At 61.4% G+C, this 18,599-nt stretch carries 13 protein-coding genes; 4 read left to right on the forward strand and 9 right to left on the reverse strand.

Annotation, left to right across the window (positions count from 1 at the left end; all coding sequences use genetic code 11):
• Positions 1 to 106: 106 nt before the first annotated feature.
• Positions 107 to 541 carry an SUF system Fe-S cluster assembly regulator gene (locus BW995_RS09545; protein WP_076399989.1) on the reverse strand — a complete coding sequence of 145 codons (435 nt, stop codon included), beginning with the start codon at positions 539 to 541 and terminating at the stop codon, positions 107 to 109.
• A 247-nt stretch (positions 542 to 788) separates the two neighbouring features.
• Here BW995_RS09545 and BW995_RS09550 point away from each other — a divergent pair, with 247 nt between their 5' ends.
• Positions 789 to 2,336 carry a glycoside hydrolase family 2 TIM barrel-domain containing protein gene (locus BW995_RS09550; protein ID WP_076399991.1) on the forward strand — a complete coding sequence of 516 codons (1,548 nt, stop codon included), beginning with the start codon at positions 789 to 791 and terminating at the stop codon, positions 2,334 to 2,336.
• Here the strand turns inward: BW995_RS09550 and BW995_RS09555 are convergent.
• The gene (locus BW995_RS09555; protein ID WP_322099118.1) at positions 2,331 to 3,707 is read right to left on the reverse strand and encodes an alpha-amylase family glycosyl hydrolase; all 1,377 of its coding nucleotides are present in this window, start codon (positions 3,705 to 3,707) and stop codon (positions 2,331 to 2,333) included. The two genes, BW995_RS09550 and BW995_RS09555, sit on opposite strands and share 6 nt — an antisense overlap.
• Before the next feature lie 150 nt (positions 3,708 to 3,857).
• Between BW995_RS09555 and BW995_RS09560 the strand changes: the two genes are divergently transcribed.
• Positions 3,858 to 4,331 (forward strand): c-type cytochrome, encoded by a 474-nt coding sequence (locus BW995_RS09560; protein ID WP_076399995.1) that lies wholly within the window; start codon positions 3,858 to 3,860, stop codon positions 4,329 to 4,331.
• Positions 4,332 to 4,429: 98 nt separating this feature from the next.
• Here the strand turns inward: BW995_RS09560 and BW995_RS09565 are convergent, their stop codons facing one another.
• On the reverse strand, positions 4,430 to 5,368 hold the full coding sequence (locus BW995_RS09565; RefSeq protein ID WP_175617032.1) for a ChaN family lipoprotein: 939 nt from the start codon (positions 5,366 to 5,368) through the stop codon (positions 4,430 to 4,432).
• A 174-nt stretch (positions 5,369 to 5,542) separates the two neighbouring features.
• On the opposite strand from BW995_RS09565, the gene BW995_RS09570 reads away from it, so the two are divergent.
• Together BW995_RS09570 and hemA are read left to right on the forward strand one after the other, a co-directional pair.
• Positions 5,543 to 5,953, forward strand: a complete 411-nt coding sequence (locus tag BW995_RS09570; protein ID WP_076399997.1) for a hypothetical protein — start codon at positions 5,543 to 5,545, stop codon at positions 5,951 to 5,953.
• 239 nt (positions 5,954 to 6,192) lie between these two features.
• Positions 6,193 to 7,425, forward strand: coding sequence for a 5-aminolevulinate synthase (gene hemA / locus BW995_RS09575; RefSeq protein ID WP_076399999.1), 1,233 nt, complete (start codon positions 6,193 to 6,195; stop codon positions 7,423 to 7,425).
• A 40-nt stretch (positions 7,426 to 7,465) separates the two neighbouring features.
• On the opposite strand, the gene BW995_RS09580 is transcribed toward hemA, so the two are convergent.
• The 6 genes from BW995_RS09580 to BW995_RS09605 all read right to left on the reverse strand — a co-directional run bounded on the left by BW995_RS09580 (position 7,466) and on the right by BW995_RS09605 (position 18,262).
• Positions 7,466 to 10,399 carry a PAS domain S-box protein gene (locus BW995_RS09580; RefSeq protein ID WP_076400001.1) on the reverse strand — a complete coding sequence of 978 codons (2,934 nt, stop codon included), beginning with the start codon at positions 10,397 to 10,399 and terminating at the stop codon, positions 7,466 to 7,468.
• Between the two features lie 314 nt (positions 10,400 to 10,713).
• Positions 10,714 to 12,987, reverse strand: a complete 2,274-nt coding sequence (locus BW995_RS09585) for an MtrB/PioB family decaheme-associated outer membrane protein (RefSeq protein WP_076400003.1) — start codon at positions 12,985 to 12,987, stop codon at positions 10,714 to 10,716.
• A 152-nt stretch (positions 12,988 to 13,139) separates the two neighbouring features.
• The gene (locus tag BW995_RS09590) at positions 13,140 to 14,198 is read right to left on the reverse strand and encodes a DmsE family decaheme c-type cytochrome (protein ID WP_076400004.1); all 1,059 of its coding nucleotides are present in this window, start codon (positions 14,196 to 14,198) and stop codon (positions 13,140 to 13,142) included.
• 8 nt (positions 14,199 to 14,206) lie between these two features.
• The gene (locus tag BW995_RS09595; protein WP_076400006.1) at positions 14,207 to 15,157 is read right to left on the reverse strand and encodes an ethylbenzene dehydrogenase-related protein; all 951 of its coding nucleotides are present in this window, start codon (positions 15,155 to 15,157) and stop codon (positions 14,207 to 14,209) included.
• Positions 15,144 to 17,189, reverse strand: coding sequence for an FAD-dependent oxidoreductase (locus tag BW995_RS09600; RefSeq protein ID WP_076400007.1), 2,046 nt, complete (start codon positions 17,187 to 17,189; stop codon positions 15,144 to 15,146). The genes BW995_RS09595 and BW995_RS09600 overlap by 14 nt, the downstream gene beginning before the upstream one ends.
• Complete coding sequence (locus tag BW995_RS09605) at positions 17,189 to 18,262, reverse strand: cytochrome c3 family protein (RefSeq protein ID WP_076400009.1); 1,074 nt, start codon at positions 18,260 to 18,262, stop codon at positions 17,189 to 17,191. The genes BW995_RS09600 and BW995_RS09605 overlap by 1 nt, the downstream gene beginning before the upstream one ends.
• Positions 18,263 to 18,599: the final 337 nt, after the last annotated feature.

An 18,599-nucleotide genomic window follows, 5' to 3' on the forward strand; every position in this document is an offset into this window, starting at 1 on the left:
GGTCTTGCTGACCGCACGATCTTGTGTTCCAGACAGAAAATTCAGTAAACCCTCAGGCGGATGCCGGTACGACAAACCTTCAGGCGGATGCCGGTACGACAAACCTTCAGGCGGATGCCGGTACGACAAAAAGCGGCCTGTCCTGTGCCATGTCGGCCAGGGTGACTTCGGACAGGGCGCGGTGGACGGCGTTGTTGACCCGGTTCCAGTGACCATGCATCGGGCACAGGGCCTCGATGCCGCACTCTTCATCGGGCGAGGTCTCGACGCACGAGGTCAGGGCGATCGGGCCTTCGATGGCCTGAATCATGTGGGCAACGGTGATCTCGCGCGGGGCGCGTCCCAGCCCATAGCCACCAGCCGCCCCACGGATCGACTGCACCAGCCCGTCCTTGGCCAGCAGCTTCATGATCTTGGCAACGGTCGGCAGGGGGACGCCGGTATCGGACGCAATCTGCTGCGCCGAACGGACGCAGCCGGTGCGGGCCATGTCGACCAGCAGCGCGACGGCGTAATCGGTGAGCTTGTTGATGCGGAACATCGGCGTACCCCCTTGGGAGCAAAGAGCGGGACAGGCGTGTCGTGGAAACGCTCTGGATGGCTTATAAGAGCGTCTCCAGGAAAAGCGTACCAAATCAGTACCCTTTTAATAGTGCCATTCTCTCCCCTCTTCAAGTGTGGAAACGGGCCTTTTGGTGGACTTTCGTTTCCGGGGAAGCGTGCTACAGTTTATGGGTATCGTGAATAAGCCGCTTTCGCAGTTTCCACAGCGACGAGACACCGCCCCCATGCCCTTTCGTATCCAGAGCCGACGGCTCACACAAATCCTGTCGGCCCTGGCCCTGACCATTGGTACATCTCTGGCGGCGCTGGCCCCCGTGCCTGCTCAGGCGGGGCAGGTGGTGGTGCAGAAGGTGAACGGGCAATGGGCGCTGGTTGATCAGGGCCGCATCATTCCCATGCGCGGGGTGGCGGTCGGCAACGGTGCGGCATCGCTGGAAAAGCTGCGCAACACCGGCACGACGGTCGTTCGCACCTATGGCGAGCCGGACGTGTGGGTGCTGGACGAGGCGCAGAAATACGGCCTGAAGGTGATCATGGGGCTGTGGATGGAACATCCCCGCCTCGGCTTTTCTTACCAGAACCAGACGGCTGTCGAGGCGCAGGACCGGCGGATCAGCGAGTTCGTCACCCGCTACAAGGATCACCCGGCGCTGCTGGCCTGGGGGGTGGGTAACGAAGTTGAAACCGACGTGGCCGACCCGCTGCCGGTATGGAAACAGGTCAATCGTGTTGCCGAAATGGTGAAAAAGATCGACCCCAACCATCCGACAATGATGGTGGTGGCCGATACCGAGGACAGTCGCCTGCAAAAGCTGGCGGGGTGCTGTGCTGCGGTGGACCTGCTGGGGATCAACGTCTATGCCGGGGCGGTGTTCACCCTGCCCGAGCGGGTGCAAAAGGCCGGGATCGTCAAGCCGATCATCGCCACCGAAGTCGGCGCGCTGGGCCAGTGGCAGGCCGGGCGGACGGCGTGGGGGGCTCCGGTCGAGCCGTCGAGCACCCAGAAGGCCATTTTCTTCCACAAGGCCCTGCCGTTCCTCGAGTCCCAGCCCAACGTTCTGGGCAGCATTGCCTTCATGTGGGGGGCCAAGCAGGAACAGACATCCACCTGGCATGGCCTGTTGTTGCCCGATGGCTCGCCGCTGGGGGCCGTCGATACCCTGACCGAGCTGTGGAACGGCAAGCAGCCGAACAATCGTGCCCCGGAAATCAATGGCGCAGGCATCGCTGCCGAGGTCTACAGCCCCGGTGATCCGATCACTGTCGGCCTGTCGATTCTCGATCCCGACGGTGACCCGATCAAGCTGGACTTCCGCCTGATGAATGAAGCCACCGACCTGCAAAAAGGCGGGGATGCCGAAGCGGTTCCGCCGGAAATGGCGATTCAGGTTGAAACCTTCCCCGGCACCATTGCCCTGTTTGATGCTCCGACCCTGCCGGGGGACTATCGGCTGTTCGTAACGGTCCATGATCCCGATGGCAAGGCGGCGACCGTCAACATGCCGTTCCAGGTGGTCGGTCCGGCCCCGCCCAAGGGGGCAACGGAAAACCAGCAAGGGCAGGCGGTAACACCCGATGGCCTGCCGATTCAGGCGGCACTGACCGGGCCGAATGCTGCTACCACACGCGAAGAAATCCAGCGCGATCTGGCCAAGCTGAAAGCCAGCCGCGAGCGTCGGCAGGACATCAAAAAGCGGCAGGAAGAGCGGCAGAAGACCAAAAAGGTTTCAACCACCACTCCCAAAACCACCAAAAAGCCCAAGGACTCATAGGTCGGCCAGAGGCTCCTCTGGCTCCGTTGTGCCGGTAAACACCCGGATTTCCCCCCCACGCAGAACCAGTACCGCCAGATCAGCGGTGCTGCCTCCGGCTGGAAACGCCGGGGTGACATCAATGCCGCAGGCCGCCCGGCGACCGATCGGGTCGCGGTCCAGCGCCAGACAGGCGGTGCCGTTGTGCGGGGGATTGATCACCGTCAGCACCCATTCCGCCCCGTGGTTGTTCCGCCGCAGCAGGGCATAGGCTCCGCTGGGGCTGGCGAGCCTCTGCTGGGGGCCTTCGCGGTTGAGGACGCTCAGGCTGGCTTTCAGGCGGTTGACCTCGGCGACATAGGGAGAAATGTCGAAACGGGCGTTTTCCCACTGTTCCGGCCTGCTGGTGACGACGTTCATCGGGCGGGTGAAGCCGAACTCATAGCCCATCGGCATCATCACCGCGCTGGAGAACATGGCGGAAAACAGATAGCGATAGCGCTGGACTTCGGCGATCAGCTTGACCGAGCTGACGCCGGACGCTTCGGTTTCGGCGGCGAGTCGTGCCGTATCATGGCTTTCGGGGAAGGAAACCGATGGTGCCAGATCACGGAACTGTTCGTAATGATCCAACAGCCAGGGCGCTTCGCCATCCCACCATTTCGATGAATTGAACAGGTAATCAAAGCGCGCCGGACGCAGGGCTTCGACCTCGTCCGGGGTGCAGCCAAGGGTTTCGGCAAAGAACAGGATGTCGGGGTTCTCCTGATGGGCGGCGGCCATGATCGCCAGCCAGACATCCGCCGGAATGCGGTGTGCCGCATCACAGCGAAAGGCGCGCATGCCCAGCCGGGCATAGTGGCGAACGACGGAACAAAAATATCCCACCAGTGCCGCCCGCTGGGGGCGAGGGTGGTAATCCAGCGCTGCCAGATCGCCCCAGACGGTCCGTTTGTCCGGGTCATCGGGGTGGCTGGCGCAGGGGCTGACCAGATTTCCGTCAGGATCCCTCTGGAACCAGTCAGGATGTTCGTGTACCAATGTGCTGTCGCGCGAGGTATGGTTGATCACCAGGTCCATGATCACCGACAGGCCGTGTGATCCTGCGCTTTCAATGAAACCACGCAGCAGGTCATCATCACTGGCATAAGCTGGCCCACGCAGCATGGGGTTGAGCCGATAGTAATCTTTCACCGCGTACAGGCTGCCGGAAAAACCCGGATAATGAAAAGGGTTGATATAGATCCAGTTAAAGCCCATGTCTCGCACCCGCAGAATATGGCGAGACCAATCTGGAATGCTTCCGGTTAACGGGGGGAATAGGTTATATATCCGTGGAGCGCGGAGCCCAACCGCTTCGCTCATGGTGCAGTCCTCCCCTGTTACAGGCATAAGTGCCTTTTGTCCTGGTTATGTTGGGCCCTGATGTTCCCCGGTCAAGAGAGAAAGGGGGCACCAAGGGCTCAGTTGACACGTCCTGAGGATATGCCCCTACGGTTTGTGCTGGCTCTGCCATGATAGGAAAAGTTCTCTGAGGGTAAGATGAAGGTTTTCAAAATTTTCTGCGCCGCCTTTCTGGCGGTCTGGCTGCCGCTGATGGCGCATGTGATCTCGTTGCGCTATTTCCCGCAGAACAACGAGCCGGTGGCGTCGATGTATGCCGCCGATGCCGCCCCGGCAAAGACTGAAACCGTTGCCGCGGCTCCGGTTGATCCGGTGACGGCGGGTGCGACGGTGGCCAAAAAGTGCGCCGCCTGCCACACGCTGGAACAGGGTGCGCCGAACAAGGTCGGCCCGAATCTGTTCGGCATCGTGGGTGCGCCGGTGGCGGGTCATGCAGACTTCGCTTACTCCGACGATCTGAAGGCGGTGGGCGGAACCTGGACGCCGGAACATCTGGAAGCGTGGGTGACCAACCCCAAGGCGCTGGCGCCGAAGACCAAGATGGCCTTTGCCGGCCTCAGCTCCGAAGCCGACCGCAAGGCGTTGATCGCCTATCTGGAAACGCTGAAGTAACGCTGACGGGACGATGCCTGTAACCTCGGGTGTCACCTCTGCATGAAAAAAGCCCATGGACCCCGTGATGGTGGTCCATGGGCTTTTTTGTGGTCAGCTCAACGGGCGCTTTTGCCCTGCAGTTTTTGCTGCAACGCCTGACAGGGGTCTTCGCGGTCGGCGCGCGGGGTGAACAGCAGATAGTCGTAGTCGCCAGTGTCAAGGGACTCGACCGAGGTCTGGTCATCCTGCACCTCGACCATCGCCACACTGACGCTCTGACCTGCGGGCAGCAGGCGGGGAACGGCGCTGTCCCGGCGGACGTGGCCTGCTCCGGCAATCAGCACCCCGCCATGGCCGCTGTGCCGGTCGGCGGTCAGCAAGGCGTCGGCCATGGCCTGATCGCGTGCCACCTGCATCCGCACCATCGGCAGGGCCTGTTCGGGCGCGATCAGCCCGCAATGACCATTGACCACCGCTTCGGTCTGGGCGGCCAGAACCGGTTCGGGCAGGGGGATGGAGGTGTCCGAACCTGCGACGCGCAACTGCTCCCGTTCCAGATTGGCGGGCAGAATTTCCAGACGGGCGGCAAGGGCGGCGTGGAAAATCGGCCGGTACCAGCTCCACTGCGGCCACTGGCGCTGTTCCCAGCCGACCGCCTGCCCGAGAGCGTCGGTGTAGCCCTGCGGCGTGGCCGACTGGCTGGCATCGGACAGGACCTGTGCCAGCGCTTCGCTCTGGGCCGGGCCGATCATTTCAACGGCGACCGCCGGACGGCGGCCATCGCTGATCAGCCCGGCCAGCAAGGCGGCCTGTAGCGCATGGTGGTCAGGATTGTCGTGTTGTTCCCCCAACAGAACCCAGCGGCTGAGATAAAGGCGGTGTTGCAGCTCGGCAGGTGAAATCCAGCGCTTGCTGGCGGTGTCCAGAATCCTGCCGACCAACGGATGAGACCGGGCGTGTGGACTTTGCCATGCGGGAGGGACGGGAGCATCTTCGGCGCGGGCGACGGTCAGGGAACCGGCCAGCAGGAGGGCGGCCAGGACGCCGCTGCGCATAACAGGGGGGAACAAAGCTGGGGGCATAGGGATTTTACCGGATTGTTTGCGGGGGAATGTGATGCCACAGTGGCACCGCGATTTGCCAAAACCGATGCGGCGAAACAACAGCATGGCACCAACCGTCTGATTCGGATCCAACGCGATTGGTGCCAAACGGAGAGTGTGCCTGTAATGTCTCAGAGTACCGCGGATACGGCTTTTTTTGACCATGCCTTTTCATCGGTCCTGTCGGTGATTGAACGGACCCGCGACAGCATTGTTGCCGGGCAGGGCACTGATCTCGACTCGAAGCAAAAGATGCGCCTCAGCCGGGAAATCTCGCGCCTGACCAGCCTGTCGGCCACCGCCATGTCCTTGCTGCTGATGTACAAGGCGCTGGTCGATGGTCAAGGGGACCAGATCGACAATATTCCGGCCCGCCTTGAGGAACTGTATCAGGGCTTGCAGGTTCAGCCAGCCGATGATGGTCTGGGGGATGTGGTGTTGCCGCCGGAAACCGTTGCCCTGCTGGCAGATGCCGGGCAGGCCTTTGGTTTGATGGAACGGGTCTACGGGATGATTGCCGCGCAAATTGCCAATTGATAATGACGCCTTTTCTTTCGTGCCTTTTCATGCGGGGAAAGCCTCAGGAAAAGTCTGCCTATATTGGGCGATGGGGTGCAGAGGTTCTTGTTTCTCTGCACCCTGACTATTAGGATAAGCCATCATGCCGGACATGATCCTGTTGAGGGCGTGTTGCGGTCGGCGTGCTGTGGGGAACGCCTGGGGCAAGGGGGCGACAACGTGGTGTGGTTGCCCCGCCTGTTGAAGGAATGTTAGCGATGAATTACGAGGACTTCTTTGCCGCGCGCCTGGAAGACCTGCACAAAGGTGGCAATTACCGTGTGTTTGCCGATCTGGAACGGGTGGTTGGCAGCTTTCCGAAAGCGAAAAACTACACCGCAGACGGGTCGGTTCAGGACGTCGCCATCTGGTGCAACAACGATTACCTCGGCATGGGCATGCACCCGCAGGTGCTTGAGGCGATGAAGGTCGCTCTGGACTCCTGTGGCGCGGGCGCTGGCGGCACTCGTAATATCTCGGGGACCAACCATTACCACGTCCTGCTGGAGCAGGAACTGGCCTCGTGGCACAACAAGGACGCGGCCCTGCTGTTCACCTCGGGGTATGTGGCCAACATGACCGCCCTGATGACCCTGGGCAGCAAAATCCCCGGGCTGGTGATGTTCTCTGATGAACTCAACCACAACTCGATGATCGAAGGTGTGCGCCATTCGCGCGCCCCGAAGGAAATCTGGAAGCACAACGATTACAACGACCTGCACCGCCGCCTGTCGCAGTACGACCGCGATACGCCCAAGCTGGTGGTGTTTGAAAGCGTCTATTCGATGGATGGCGACATCGCCCCGCTGGAAAAGATCATCGAGGTTGCCGAACATCACAACGCGATGACCTTCCTCGACGAAGTCCATGCCGTCGGCATGTACGGTGAATACGGATCAGGGGTGGCGGAACGCGATGGCGTGCGGGAACGGGTGACCATCCTGCAGGCGACGATGGGCAAGGCGATCGGGGTGATCGGTGGCTATGTTGCCGCTTCGCATAACCTGATCGACTTCATTCGCAGCTATGGTGCAGGGTTCATCTTCACCACTTCGTTGCCGCCGACCATTGCCGCCGGGGCGCTGGAGAGCGTGCGCTATCTGCGTGAGCACAACGAGCTGCGCATCCGTCATCAGGAACGGGCGGCAACGCTGAAAGCCCGCCTGCAGGCGCTGAACATTCCGGTCCTGCCGTCGGTCAGCCACATCGTGCCGGTCCACGTCGGCAATGCCGCCCTGTGCAAGCAGGCATCGGACGACCTGCTGAACCGCCACGGTGTTTATGTGCAGCCGATCAACTACCCGACCGTCCCGGTTGGCACCGAACGTCTGCGCATCACCCCGACGCCGCTGCACGAAGATGCGGACATGGATCACCTGTGCGCCGCGATGGGCGAAATCTGGGACCGCCTGAACCTGCCGCGCAGCATTACGGCCGCTGCGGCGGAATAAACCCTGTCAGCCTTGACCGGGACAAGCTCCGCCTGTTGCTTCAGGCGGGGCTTTTTTCCGCCTGCTTCACCAGACTTTGAATCCGTGCGGTCAGCTCTGACAGGTTGACCGGCTTGGACAGGAACGCAGAACAGCCTGCCATCTCTGCCCGCTGGCGGGTCTGCGGGGTGGCATCGGCGGTCAGGACGATCACCGGGATGCGGCACAGGTCGGGGCGCTGTTTCAGGCGGGTCAGCACCTCCAGCCCCGACATGTCCGGCAGGTTGATATCCAGAATGATCAGGGCCGGGCGCAGCCTTTCCGCCATCTCCAGGCCTGCTGCGCCTGTCTGCGCTACGGCAAGCGACAGGCGTGTAAATTCACTGAACATCAGTTCCATCAAGGCGATGTTGGCCGGATTGTCTTCGATGTACAGGGTCAGCCCGTCGGCATCAATGGCATGCTGGCTGAGATCTGCACCGGGGAGCAGGCTGGGGGCGCTGGTTGTGTCAGGCTGGGTGGGCAACTGGAATTCCAGCCAGAACCGGCTGCCCTGACCGGCAATGCTGTTGAAACCAATCTGGCCATGCATGATTTCCATCAAGGTCTTGCTGAGGGCCAGGCCGACGCCAGTACCTTCGATGTCGGACAGTTCTGCGCCCAGCCGGGAGAACGGCTGGAACAACTGCGCCTGCTTTTCGGCCGGAATGCCAAAGCCGCAGTCTTCGATCACCAGACGATAGTGGCTGTCATGGTATTCGCCGAACAGGCGGATGATTCCGTTGGGGCGGTTATACTTGGCGGCATTGGACAACAGGTTCACCACCACCTGTTTGGCGCGGGTGGGGTCGGCCATGATGCAGGGCATGGTGGCCGGATCCTGACAGTCAACGGTCACCGCAGCATTTTCGATGTAGCGGGAGGCCAGCACCAGAGCTTCCTGCACCACGGTTCCCAGGGCGGTTGGTTCGACCGACAGCGACATTTTGCCTGCTTCGATCTTTGCCAGATCAAGGACTTCGTTGATCAGGCTCAACAAATGCTCCCCACCCTTCAGGATGTAGTTCAATTGCCTGCGCTGCAGGTCGGTGACGGGGACTTTGGGGTTGCTGAGCATCAACTGGGCAAAGCCAAGGATGGCGTTCAGCGGGGTGCGTAGTTCGTGGCTCATGTTGGACAGGAAGGTGCTCTTGGCCTTGCTGGCTTCGACGGCGTGGTGATGGGCCTCTTCCAGTGCGCGCGTCCGGGCCAGTTCCTGTGTATGGTCCTGAAACACATTGAAGATGAACTGGGCACCGCTGTGTTCTTCGGTGATCACCCCCAGATTGCTGGCAGAGATGAACGAACTGCCGTCTTTCCGGCGTACCGGCAACAGACCCCGCCACGATTGCCCGCGCGCCAGCGCAGAACAAATTTCCCGATGCAGTGGCTCGGTGTCGTCAGTCCACACCCAACTGATCGTGTTATTGCCGAGATCGTCATTGGTGAAGCCGGTCATCCGTTCCCGCGCCGGGTTGCCGTACAGATAACGCCCGTTGCTATCGAGGATGCTGACACCTTCGTCGGTGGCCTCGATGATCCGGCGGAAGATTTCCAGCTGCCGTTGCGCTTCCATCATGCGGGTGATGTCGGTGTGAATCGAGATGTAGCGGATGCCGGTGGTATCATCGGAATGGGTCGGACAGATGGTGGTCTGCAACCAGTACAACTGGCCAGTCTTGCTCTTGTTGCACAGAACGCCCTGCCAGATTTTGCCCTGCAGCAGGGACTCCCACAAATCCTGATAGAACTGGGGAGAATGGCGGCCGGACTTGAGCAGACGGTGGGATTGCCCCAACAGCTCGGTCCGGTCATAGCCACTGCTCTGGCAGAACTGGTCATTGCAATAGGCGATGGTGCCGCTGGCATCGGTCATGCTGATGATCGAATGGGCATCAACCGTGCGCAACAGGTCCTGCAACTCGGCGGTCCGTTGCTGCACCAGCGTCTCGATGGCATTGCGTTCCGAGTGCAGGCGGGACAGCAGGTCGGCAAACGAGCGTGACAGCGACGCCGTTTCCCGGAACTGGCTGCAGGGGGGAATGTCCTGGCCATCGCGGATCGCGCTTTCCAGCATTTCGATCGGACGTGCCAGATAGCGGGCCAGCAGGATGGCGGCAATGATTGCCAACAGGATGATACCACCCGAGACCATGAACAGGGCTTTTTGCAACGGGCTGATCAGGGCGAAAATGTCGGCTTTTTGGGCTTCGAGGACCACTGACCATCGTAGGCCGGGTTGGTGCTGGGCGGGGGGAGCGTGGGCGATGGCGGACAGGATGCCGCCCGGGCTTTCCCAGAGCGTGCCATCCTGAGCAGGCAGGCTGTGGGATAACAGGCTGCCCAGCCGGTCATGCGGCCCCTGAATGATTTGCCCCTCGCTGTCGACGATCAGAATGGTGTAGCGACCGTTGTTTTCAAAGGGCCGCAGCGCATCATTGGCCCACGCCCAGCCGAGATGAACCGAAAAGACCCCGGCAAGAGTCTGCTCCGGGGTGCGCAGGGGAAAGGCAAAATCGATCAGCGGCATGTTCTGGCCGGCAATGGGCGAGACGCTGCGTTGTTCGGCATCCTGTGCGGCCCCCATATAGGGAACCGACTGGGCGCCCTTGAACCAGGGCCGCTGCACCACCGAGGCACCTTCGAGGAATTTCGGGTTGGCATGGCGGATAATGCCATCCGGCGAGGTGACCGATATCCACGGTTGTTCCTGAAAGGCGTTTCTGAACAGGGTCAGGGTGGTGGCGATCACGTCGGGGGACAGGTCACTGCGCTGAAGAAAGATGGCCGCCGCCGCCGCATCGCGAAAATGGGTCCTGAGCTGCCGTTCCACCCGGTCGCGGGCCTGCAAGGTGGTTGAACGCAGGTTTTCGACCGCCTCATCCTGCAGCGAGTGGCTGACGATCTGTGTTGCCGCCAGAAAAAAGGCAAAACAGCTCAGGATCGCCAGCAGCAAGGTTGCGAGCAGGACGGCGCGTCGGAGGGATAAGGGATTTGAGCCTGTGAAGCGTGGGGGGGCAGGGAAGCTCATTTGCGCGGAGGCCGCTTTTGTTGAAGGGGGGAGAAGACCGATGCCGATCCTCTGATAATCAGCGTGTATATGAAAAAGTCAAATACTGAAGGCTGAATGCCACCATATAAAAAGCGTCTGTTGGTGGAGAAAAAAAAGCCCTCCGGATTTATCTCCAGAGGGCTTGCAATGTCAGATGATGATGGGAGGGGGACTTTTTCGCAGGCAATACTCTGGCGTTGCAGCCTGATACCGCCGGATCACCACTTGATTTTGGCTGTTGCCATCAGGACGCCGACGTCATAGCTGGGGTCGCCTGTTCCGCTGATCAGAACGGTCTGGCTGGTGGTGTTGCTGGTCGAGGCGGCTTCCTGCACATTCAGATAATCCTTCGACATCAGGTGTTCCCACTGCCCGGTCAGACCGAGGGTGATGCCGTCTTCGACCTCGTACTCCCCGCTCAGGCGCAGCGAGTTCTGGATGGTCAGGGTATCGGGCAGATCGGTGCCGGTGTTGGTCGCCGTCGGAGAGGCGGTGTTGCGCTGGCGGCTGGTGATGCCATAGGTGGTGCGGGCAAAGGACAGCGAGTCATCCAGACTGAGCTTCACCTTCGGGTTGAACTGCCACTCGATGCCAGTGCCAACGGTGTGGATATCGTCCGAAGTTTGCAGTTTCCAGTCCACACCCGTGTTGGCCGAGCTGGAATTGATTTCCAGCGCACTGCCGACTTCCTGATAGCTGTAGAACAGGTGGGTATTGATCCCGCTGACCGGGGTATAGCCAACATCAATGCTGCTGACCAGAAAGTGGTCCTTGGTCACGCCATAGACCACATCAGGGTAATTGTTGTCGGTATAGCTGACCGATCCGGTCAGCGACAGTTCGGGTTGGATGGCCCAGGTGACGCTGCCCTTGACCTGATCCTGCAAGCGGTCGGTGTAGTTGTAATGCGACAACTCCCGCTCGGCGGTGGTGGTGCGGCCGACGTAATTCCAGGCCAGATTGCCGTTGTAATCCTGCGCATCGCGGAACGCCCGACCAACGCTGAAATCTGCCGAGACATCCTTGCCGAACGCCGAGCGTACTTTCAGTTCACCCCGGTCTTCGGTGTTGCGGTTGGTAACCGAGTATTCGCGTTGCTTGTCGGTATGGGTAAATGTCCCGGACAGGCGGGTATCTTTGGTCAGGCGATAGCCGCTTTCCAGCTCGGCGGACTGGTTCAGGAAAGAATAGGGGGTTACGGTCTTGATCCCGCCCGACCCGTTCCAGGTGGCGGTGCCGGTATCACCGCGATAGGACGGCGACAGGGTATAGGATGGCGAGTTGTTGTCGCGGTGATCAACGGTGTAGGCAGCCTTGACCGTCCAGTCATTGGCCAGCCGGTCACTGTAGACCAGATTGGCGAAATGGTTCTGGATCAGGCCATCGTAATGGGTGCCGTCAACGCGCGAGGTTCCGGCTTCGTAATAGCGGGCGGTATAGGACTCGTTCTGTATCTGGGCACTGACACGGGTGTTCAGGTTCAGGCGGCCATAGGTCCCAACGTTCAGACCGGCTTCGCCCTTCAGCATATGTTCAGTGTTGCTGGGCGGTAATGAGTACTGCGAGCCAGTGTAGTTGGCCCGGGTGGTGCCGATGAATGGACTGGAACCGACCCATTGCTGCTGGGTGTTGGTAAAGCTGGAAAAGACGTAGCTCAGTTGTGCCTGAAACAGCTTGCGGGTATAGGCGGCGGTTGCGCTGATGCGGTCGGTATCGTACTGAACCGGTTCGAGGAAGGCGGCAAAGTAGTTGTTGTTGATGAACATGAACGAGTTGCTTTTGGTGCCCTGCTTGTGTTCATGGTCAATCTTGGTGGTGAAATTCCAGTTGGCGATGCCCTTGTAGGAAAACGAGCCGTCAACCCGGTCGCGGCGGGTGCCGACCTGTTCGACGGCCAGATATTGCGAGGCCCGCGCAATCCCGGCGGCATTGGTCGAGGTGGTGTTGATCGACTTGGCGGCAAGGCCGTTCTGCAACGAGCCATCGCTGCGGAACAGGGTGTGGTAGTTGTCGGTTTCGATATAGGGCGTGCCCTGATAGTTCAGCCTGGCGGTCCATGTGCCTTGCTGACCCATCTTCAGGCGGGCTTCGCCGTCTTCCAGCAGCTCGTGCGAGCCGAGGTCGATGTTGCGGGCGTCAAAGGTGACAAAGAAGGTGCCATCATCCTTTTTGACCGTCCGGTCTTCCAGATGGACCCAGCCTTTGGACACCATCCCGGCCTTGTCCGAGCCGGAGAAGCGGCCATACATCCCGGAACTGCCCTGCTGATAGCCAACGGCCATCCCGGCTTCGTTGACGGTGACCGGCTTGTCGGACTCCGGCTTTTCCTTGCTGCTGTCGGCGGCGCTGCCCTCGGCAGCCGGTTCATCCAGTCCGAAATCATCGGCAGACGCCGGACCGGCGGCAAGGGGTGTCAGGCAGGTTGACGCCAGCAACACCCAGCCTTTGCTCCAGCGGGCCAATCCCCGGCGGAGTGAGATAGAGGTGATCATGGAGGTATCTCCGTCCTGGCCTGACCCCGTTGCGCCGGGATCAGGCCGAAGGTGGTGAGGCTAGAGCGTTTTCACACTGAGCGAAAACGCTCTCCATTTTTCATGCCGCATTTTCCGAGCCGTTGACCGGAGACGGTCAACTTGAAAATGCTCTAATGCGTCAACATCCCGCCCGATGGCGCACTGGAGCCGTGCACCTTGGAGTGACAGTTGCTGCACCCGCTGGACAGCAGCATGTTGTAGCTGCCGACACCGCTGCCGCCGGGCAACTGGTTGCCCCCGGACAACAGGGCATCATGGCTGTTGCGGCTGGTCTGGTGGCAGGTCATGCACAGGAACGGATCGCGCATGGTCAACAGGTGTTTCTGGGTCGAGCCATGCGGCGTGTGGCAGGTCATGCAGTCGTCGCGCACCGGCTCGTGTTCCCAGATGAACGGACCGCGCTGTTCGGCATGACAGGTGTAGCAGGTTTCGTTGGTGGTCATTTCGGTCAGCAGCGACGGCCCGCCCGAGCCGTGGACGGCGTGGCAGTCGGAACAACTGACCTTGCCTTCCTTGATCGGGTGATGGCTGAACGCCTGCGCTTCGCCGCGCTGCTGGGCATGGCAACTGAAACAGACTTCCGGCTGGGTCATCTTGTCCATCACCGGGTCCTGCGTGGTGTGCAGGGTGTGGCAATCGGTACAGGCGACATCGGCCTGCTGGTGCTTGGAGCCGGGCCAGTTGATATGTTCTTCGCCCAGATGGCACGACCGGCAGACCTCGTTGCGCTTGTCAACCGGCGAGGCCAGCGGTTCCTTGAACGACACATCGACCGGCGGCCGTTTTTCGCCCTTTGGCGGACGGGCGTTGTTGTGCTCGTCGCTGGGGCCGTGGCAGCTTTCGCAGGCATGGTTGGCCATCGGCGAGGTCGGGTCGTCCTTCACCCCGTGGGCTGTCTTCATAATGGTGCGATCGGTGACGGTATCGTGACACTTGATACAGGTCTGCTCGCCCCTGGCGGCCCAGGTGATGGCATCATCGGCGGGCTTGGCAGGCTTGTCGGCATCCAGCGGAGACGCCGGAGCCACCTCGCGCACCCAGCGTGACGATTGCCCGGTGGGGAACGGCTCGGCGGCGATGGCGTGGCCGAACCACGCTCCAACGGCAAAGGTCAGGGTATAGGCCAGCAGCAACAGGGCTGTGGCCTTTAAAACGTGGCGCGCTGTCATGGCAGGTCCTATTGCTTGGCGGCGATGAGATCAGCGGTGCCTTGCCCGAGGGCGAAGGTGTATTCATACGAGGTGTGATGGAACCGCTTGTCGGAATGGCCGACGTGGACCGAAATGCCAAAGGTATAGGGCTTGCCTTCGACCAGCGGACGCCACGGCGCCGGAGCGGCCAGCGGACGCTGCATCACCACCGTCCAGGTGCCATCGGCATAGCTGGCGGTCGAGGTCAATTGTCCCGGCAGTTCGGCGCGGGTATCAAAAATCTCGCCACCGATGGCTTCGGCCTTGTTCGGCGGGGTCAGGCGGGCCTGCCACCATTCCTGCATGTAACCGGCAGCCTTCAGTTCGGCCAGATCGGCATCGGGCTTCAGGGCATCGCCGCCACCGGCGCGGGTCAGCTTGGCGCGGGTCTTCATCAGGTATTTGGTGCGGTTGGCACCGTTGGCGGTGGGCATCGAGCTGTTGTCTTCGTGGCAACTGGCCCAGCAGCCAGCGCGCACGCCTTCCTTGACCGCTTCATCGTTAAAGATGATCGCCACCTTGGTCGGGGCCTTGGGGTCCATCCTGGTATCGGGCGAGGCCGGTTCCTTGAACTGGAAGCGGATATAGAACGCGCTGGCGTCATAGGCCATCTTGACGTTCGACACCACATGGCCGGGGAAGCTGGGGATCGGGGTTGGTTCGGCTTTTTTGCCCGACACCATCAGGTCGCCCTGGGTCTTTTCTTCGCCAGCATGGCAGGCAATGCAGTTCTTGCCCGCCTTGAATTTATCGGCGGCGGAATGGTCGGCGGTGGTCAGGTTCCATTCCCACGACGTTTGTCCGGGATAGAGCATCACGATGTCCTTGCCCGGCACGCTGGACCAGTCGATGGCCAGCGCGGGCGAGGCGAATGCGACCGGAGCCGCTGCCAGCAGGAGGCCGCTCGCGCTGTATTTGAGAAGATCAGTGATGTTCATTTGCACAACCTCTGTCAAAAAAAGCCGAACGGATGCGAAACGCAGGACGCCCCGCTGGAGTCAGGGAGTTCGGACTAAAGGATTTCTGTTCAGGACCTGACCGGATGGAGAGCGGGCGCATGGCCCGGCGTTTTTTCCACCACACAAACGGCGCGTGGCTGAGGTGATGGAGCAGGTAGCAGGTGACCAGCACCGCAAAGGCCATGTGCGCCAGCGCGACCCAGGCGGTGGAGCGGACGGCGGCAAACTGGTGCGGGATCAGCTCGGGCCACCAGAACACCAACCCGCTGGCGACGATCAACGGGACAAAGGCGAACATCGCCACGCTGTCGAGGCTCCACGACCAGCGGCGCTGGTAGATCAGGGTCAGGGCGATGAACACCAGAAAGCCGACACTGACTGCCAGCCCGGACCATTCATGCAGGTCCGCCGACCATTCGATGCCGACCAGATTGAACGGCGAGTGCGGGAAGTGCAGCGCCAGTCCGGTGAGCAGCAGCAGGCTCATCAGGGTTGAATGCACCCGGTGCCACCAGGTGAAGCCCCGCCGCATGGCATGGGTGCGCTGTTCGAGGGCGGCAATCTCGGCGCTGCTGTCGCGTCCGAGGGTTTCGTCCAGCAGGCGGGCCAACTGCGGCACGCACTGCCCGCAGGTGGCCCCGGCGCGGGTGGCGGTGGTCAGTTGCGGGACGGTGGTCAGCCCCTGATCGCGGATGGCCGCTTGCAGGCTGTCACGGGTGAGGGCGGCGCACTGGCAGATGATCATCTCGCCGCTGGTGGCCTCGACCGCTCCGTGCAGAACCGACCGCTCGCACAGGTGGCCGACATCGCTGCCGCTGGCGATCCAGTGGCTGAGCTGGCTGCTGTTGCCGGTTTCGCCGATCAGCACCGCCGACAGCACCCGACCGGCGTGCAGCACCACCTTTTTATAAATGCCCTCGTCCGGCTGGTGGTGGACCAGCGGGCGGCGTTCGGGGTGGTCTTCGTCCGGGGCGGCTTCCCCGCCACAGAACACCGCCAGCGAGGGGATTTTCAGCACGGTGGACTGCGCGGCAACTGTGAACGGGGCGGGGGTACCGTCGTGCAGAACCTCGGCCAGAACGGTCGCCATGTCGTACAGCGGGCGGACCAGCCCAAAGGTCTGGCCGTCGAATTCGACGCATTCGCCCAAGGCAAAAATGCCGGGGTGCGAGGTGCGCAGATGGCCATCCACCAGCACGCCGCGCCCGACGTTCAGACCACAGTCTGCCGCCAGCGCGGTATGGGGCCGGATGCCGACCGCCACCACCACCAGATCGGCGGGCAGCGTCTCGCCCGAGGTCAGGGCAACCCCTTGCACCCTGCCGTCACCGTGCAGGGCGCTGGCCTGAGTGTCCGTCAGGCAGCGGATGCCGTGGCGGTCCAGATGATCGGCAATCATCGTGCCGGCGGTGGCATCGACCAGTCGTTCCATCAGGGTGGCGGCCATGTGCACCACCGTGACATCCATCCCGCGCTGCTTCAGGCCCCAGGCGGCTTCCAGCCCCAGCACTCCGCCGCCGATCACCACCGCGTGCCGGTGCTGTTGTGCCGCCGCCAGCATCGCTTCGACATCGCGCAGCGAGCGGAAACTGACCACATTGCCCAGCCCGATCCCCGGCAGCGGCGGCATGATGGCATCGGCTCCGGTGGCCAGCACCAGCCGGTCCCAGCGGTCCGTATGACCGCTGGCGGTGCGCAGGCTGCCGCCCTGCTGATGGGCGTCCGGGGAGCTGTGGTCGGGCAGGATATGCACCACCGCATCGCCTTGATGCAGGGTGATGCCGCGCTCGGCATACCATGACGCCGGGTGCGTATGGATTTGCTCGGGGCTTTTGTCTCCGGCCAGCAGCGACGACAGATGGACGCGGTTATAACCCGCCACCGGCTCGGCGCCAAAAACGCTGATGCGGAAGGACCGGGTTGGCTGGCTGGTCAGCAGTTCCAGCAGGCGAACCGCCGCCATGCCGTTTCCGACCACCACCAGATGCGGTAAAGACGCAGGCGTGCTCATCAGCGGTCCTCCCTGTGGGATGCCGGTGGGGTGGATGCAGGGGGCGACCGGCGCAGGCGACGCCACAGCAGGCGCAGCAGGATGGCCACCGCCGTCAGGCTGACCAGCGCCAGTGCCGACAGTTCCAGCCACTGGTTGCGGTTGGCCCCCATCACATAGATTTCGCCCAGCCATGGCGCGTTGCGGAACCCGCCCCAGCCGTCATCGCTGTCGCGCAGCATTTTCTTGTACAGACGCTTGCCCAGTTCACCGTCGTCGCTGTGACAGGCGGCGCAGTCGCGGACGGCCTTTTCCTTTGGCAGCACGGTGTGCGACAGGGTCAGTTCGGGAACCGGCGTGTGGCAGTCCATGCAGCGCACCTGCGCAAAGTGCAGGTCCTGTTCCGGCAGCCAGTCATGGGCAACCGCCATGTCCGGTCGCTTGTCCTTCGGTTTCCACTTGGCGTAGGTGGCGTCATCACCATGGCAGGTCAGGCACTGGGTGTTGTCCTGTTCGGTGGCCATGTGTGCCGAGCCGATTTTCGACGCCTTTTTCATGATGTGGGCTTCGTGGCACGACAGGCAGGTGAAGCTGGCCCCCAGTTCCTTGAAATGGACCGAAGCCTTGAATTCCGGCTCGATGATTTTGGCCGGTTGCTGGTGGCACTCGATGCAGCCCTTGATCTTTTCTTTGGCCTTGGGCAGGTGCGGATAGGGCACATAGGCCTCGGTGTGGCAATCCTTGCAGGCCATCTTGCCGTGGTCGCCCATCTCGAAGCGGTGGGCGTCCTGGGTCAGGGTTGCCAGCAGCTTCAGGTCCATCCCGGCGCGCGGCGGGTTTTTCACCCCGTCCTCGCTGTGGCAGGACAGGCAGTCGGCGTTCCACTTCCTGATTTTGGCTGGCAGCTCCGGGTCGGCTTCGGTCAGGCCGAAGTCATCGCCGCCGCTGAAATCATCGCTGGCGGCCTCTTCGGCGCGGGCGGGCGCACTGCCAAACCCCTGCGGCAGCCCGCTGATCAGCAGGGTTGCCAGCAGAAAAAAGGCAACAAAAAAGGGTTTCGGCGCGATGCGCCGAAGGCGAAAGCCCTGAATCACTCCACGTCATCCCCACCAGTCGACGGCGCGAAAGCCGTCTATTCACAAACAGTGAAATATCCCCTGAGTAACAAGGTATTACGGCTCGATATCAGGAATGAGAGTCACTTTCAATATGCAGATGCGAATGCACCGCATTATCTATTGATGGTGATTTTGCCGCCAGCAGAGTCCATATATGGTGTACAGATAAGAATGAATCTTAATATAGTGGAGTTTTCGAGTGGGTTTTTGGCAGGAATAAGGCGGAATCATGGCGACGAATCACGGTGTCGCCACATTATTGCCAGATTGTAATGCATTCTATGATTGTTTAAATCTACTTTTACGTGTTTTT

This window comes from Insolitispirillum peregrinum (assembly GCF_900156605.1).
GTDB classification, from domain to species: Bacteria; Pseudomonadota; Alphaproteobacteria; order Rhodospirillales; family Rhodospirillaceae; genus Insolitispirillum; species Insolitispirillum peregrinum.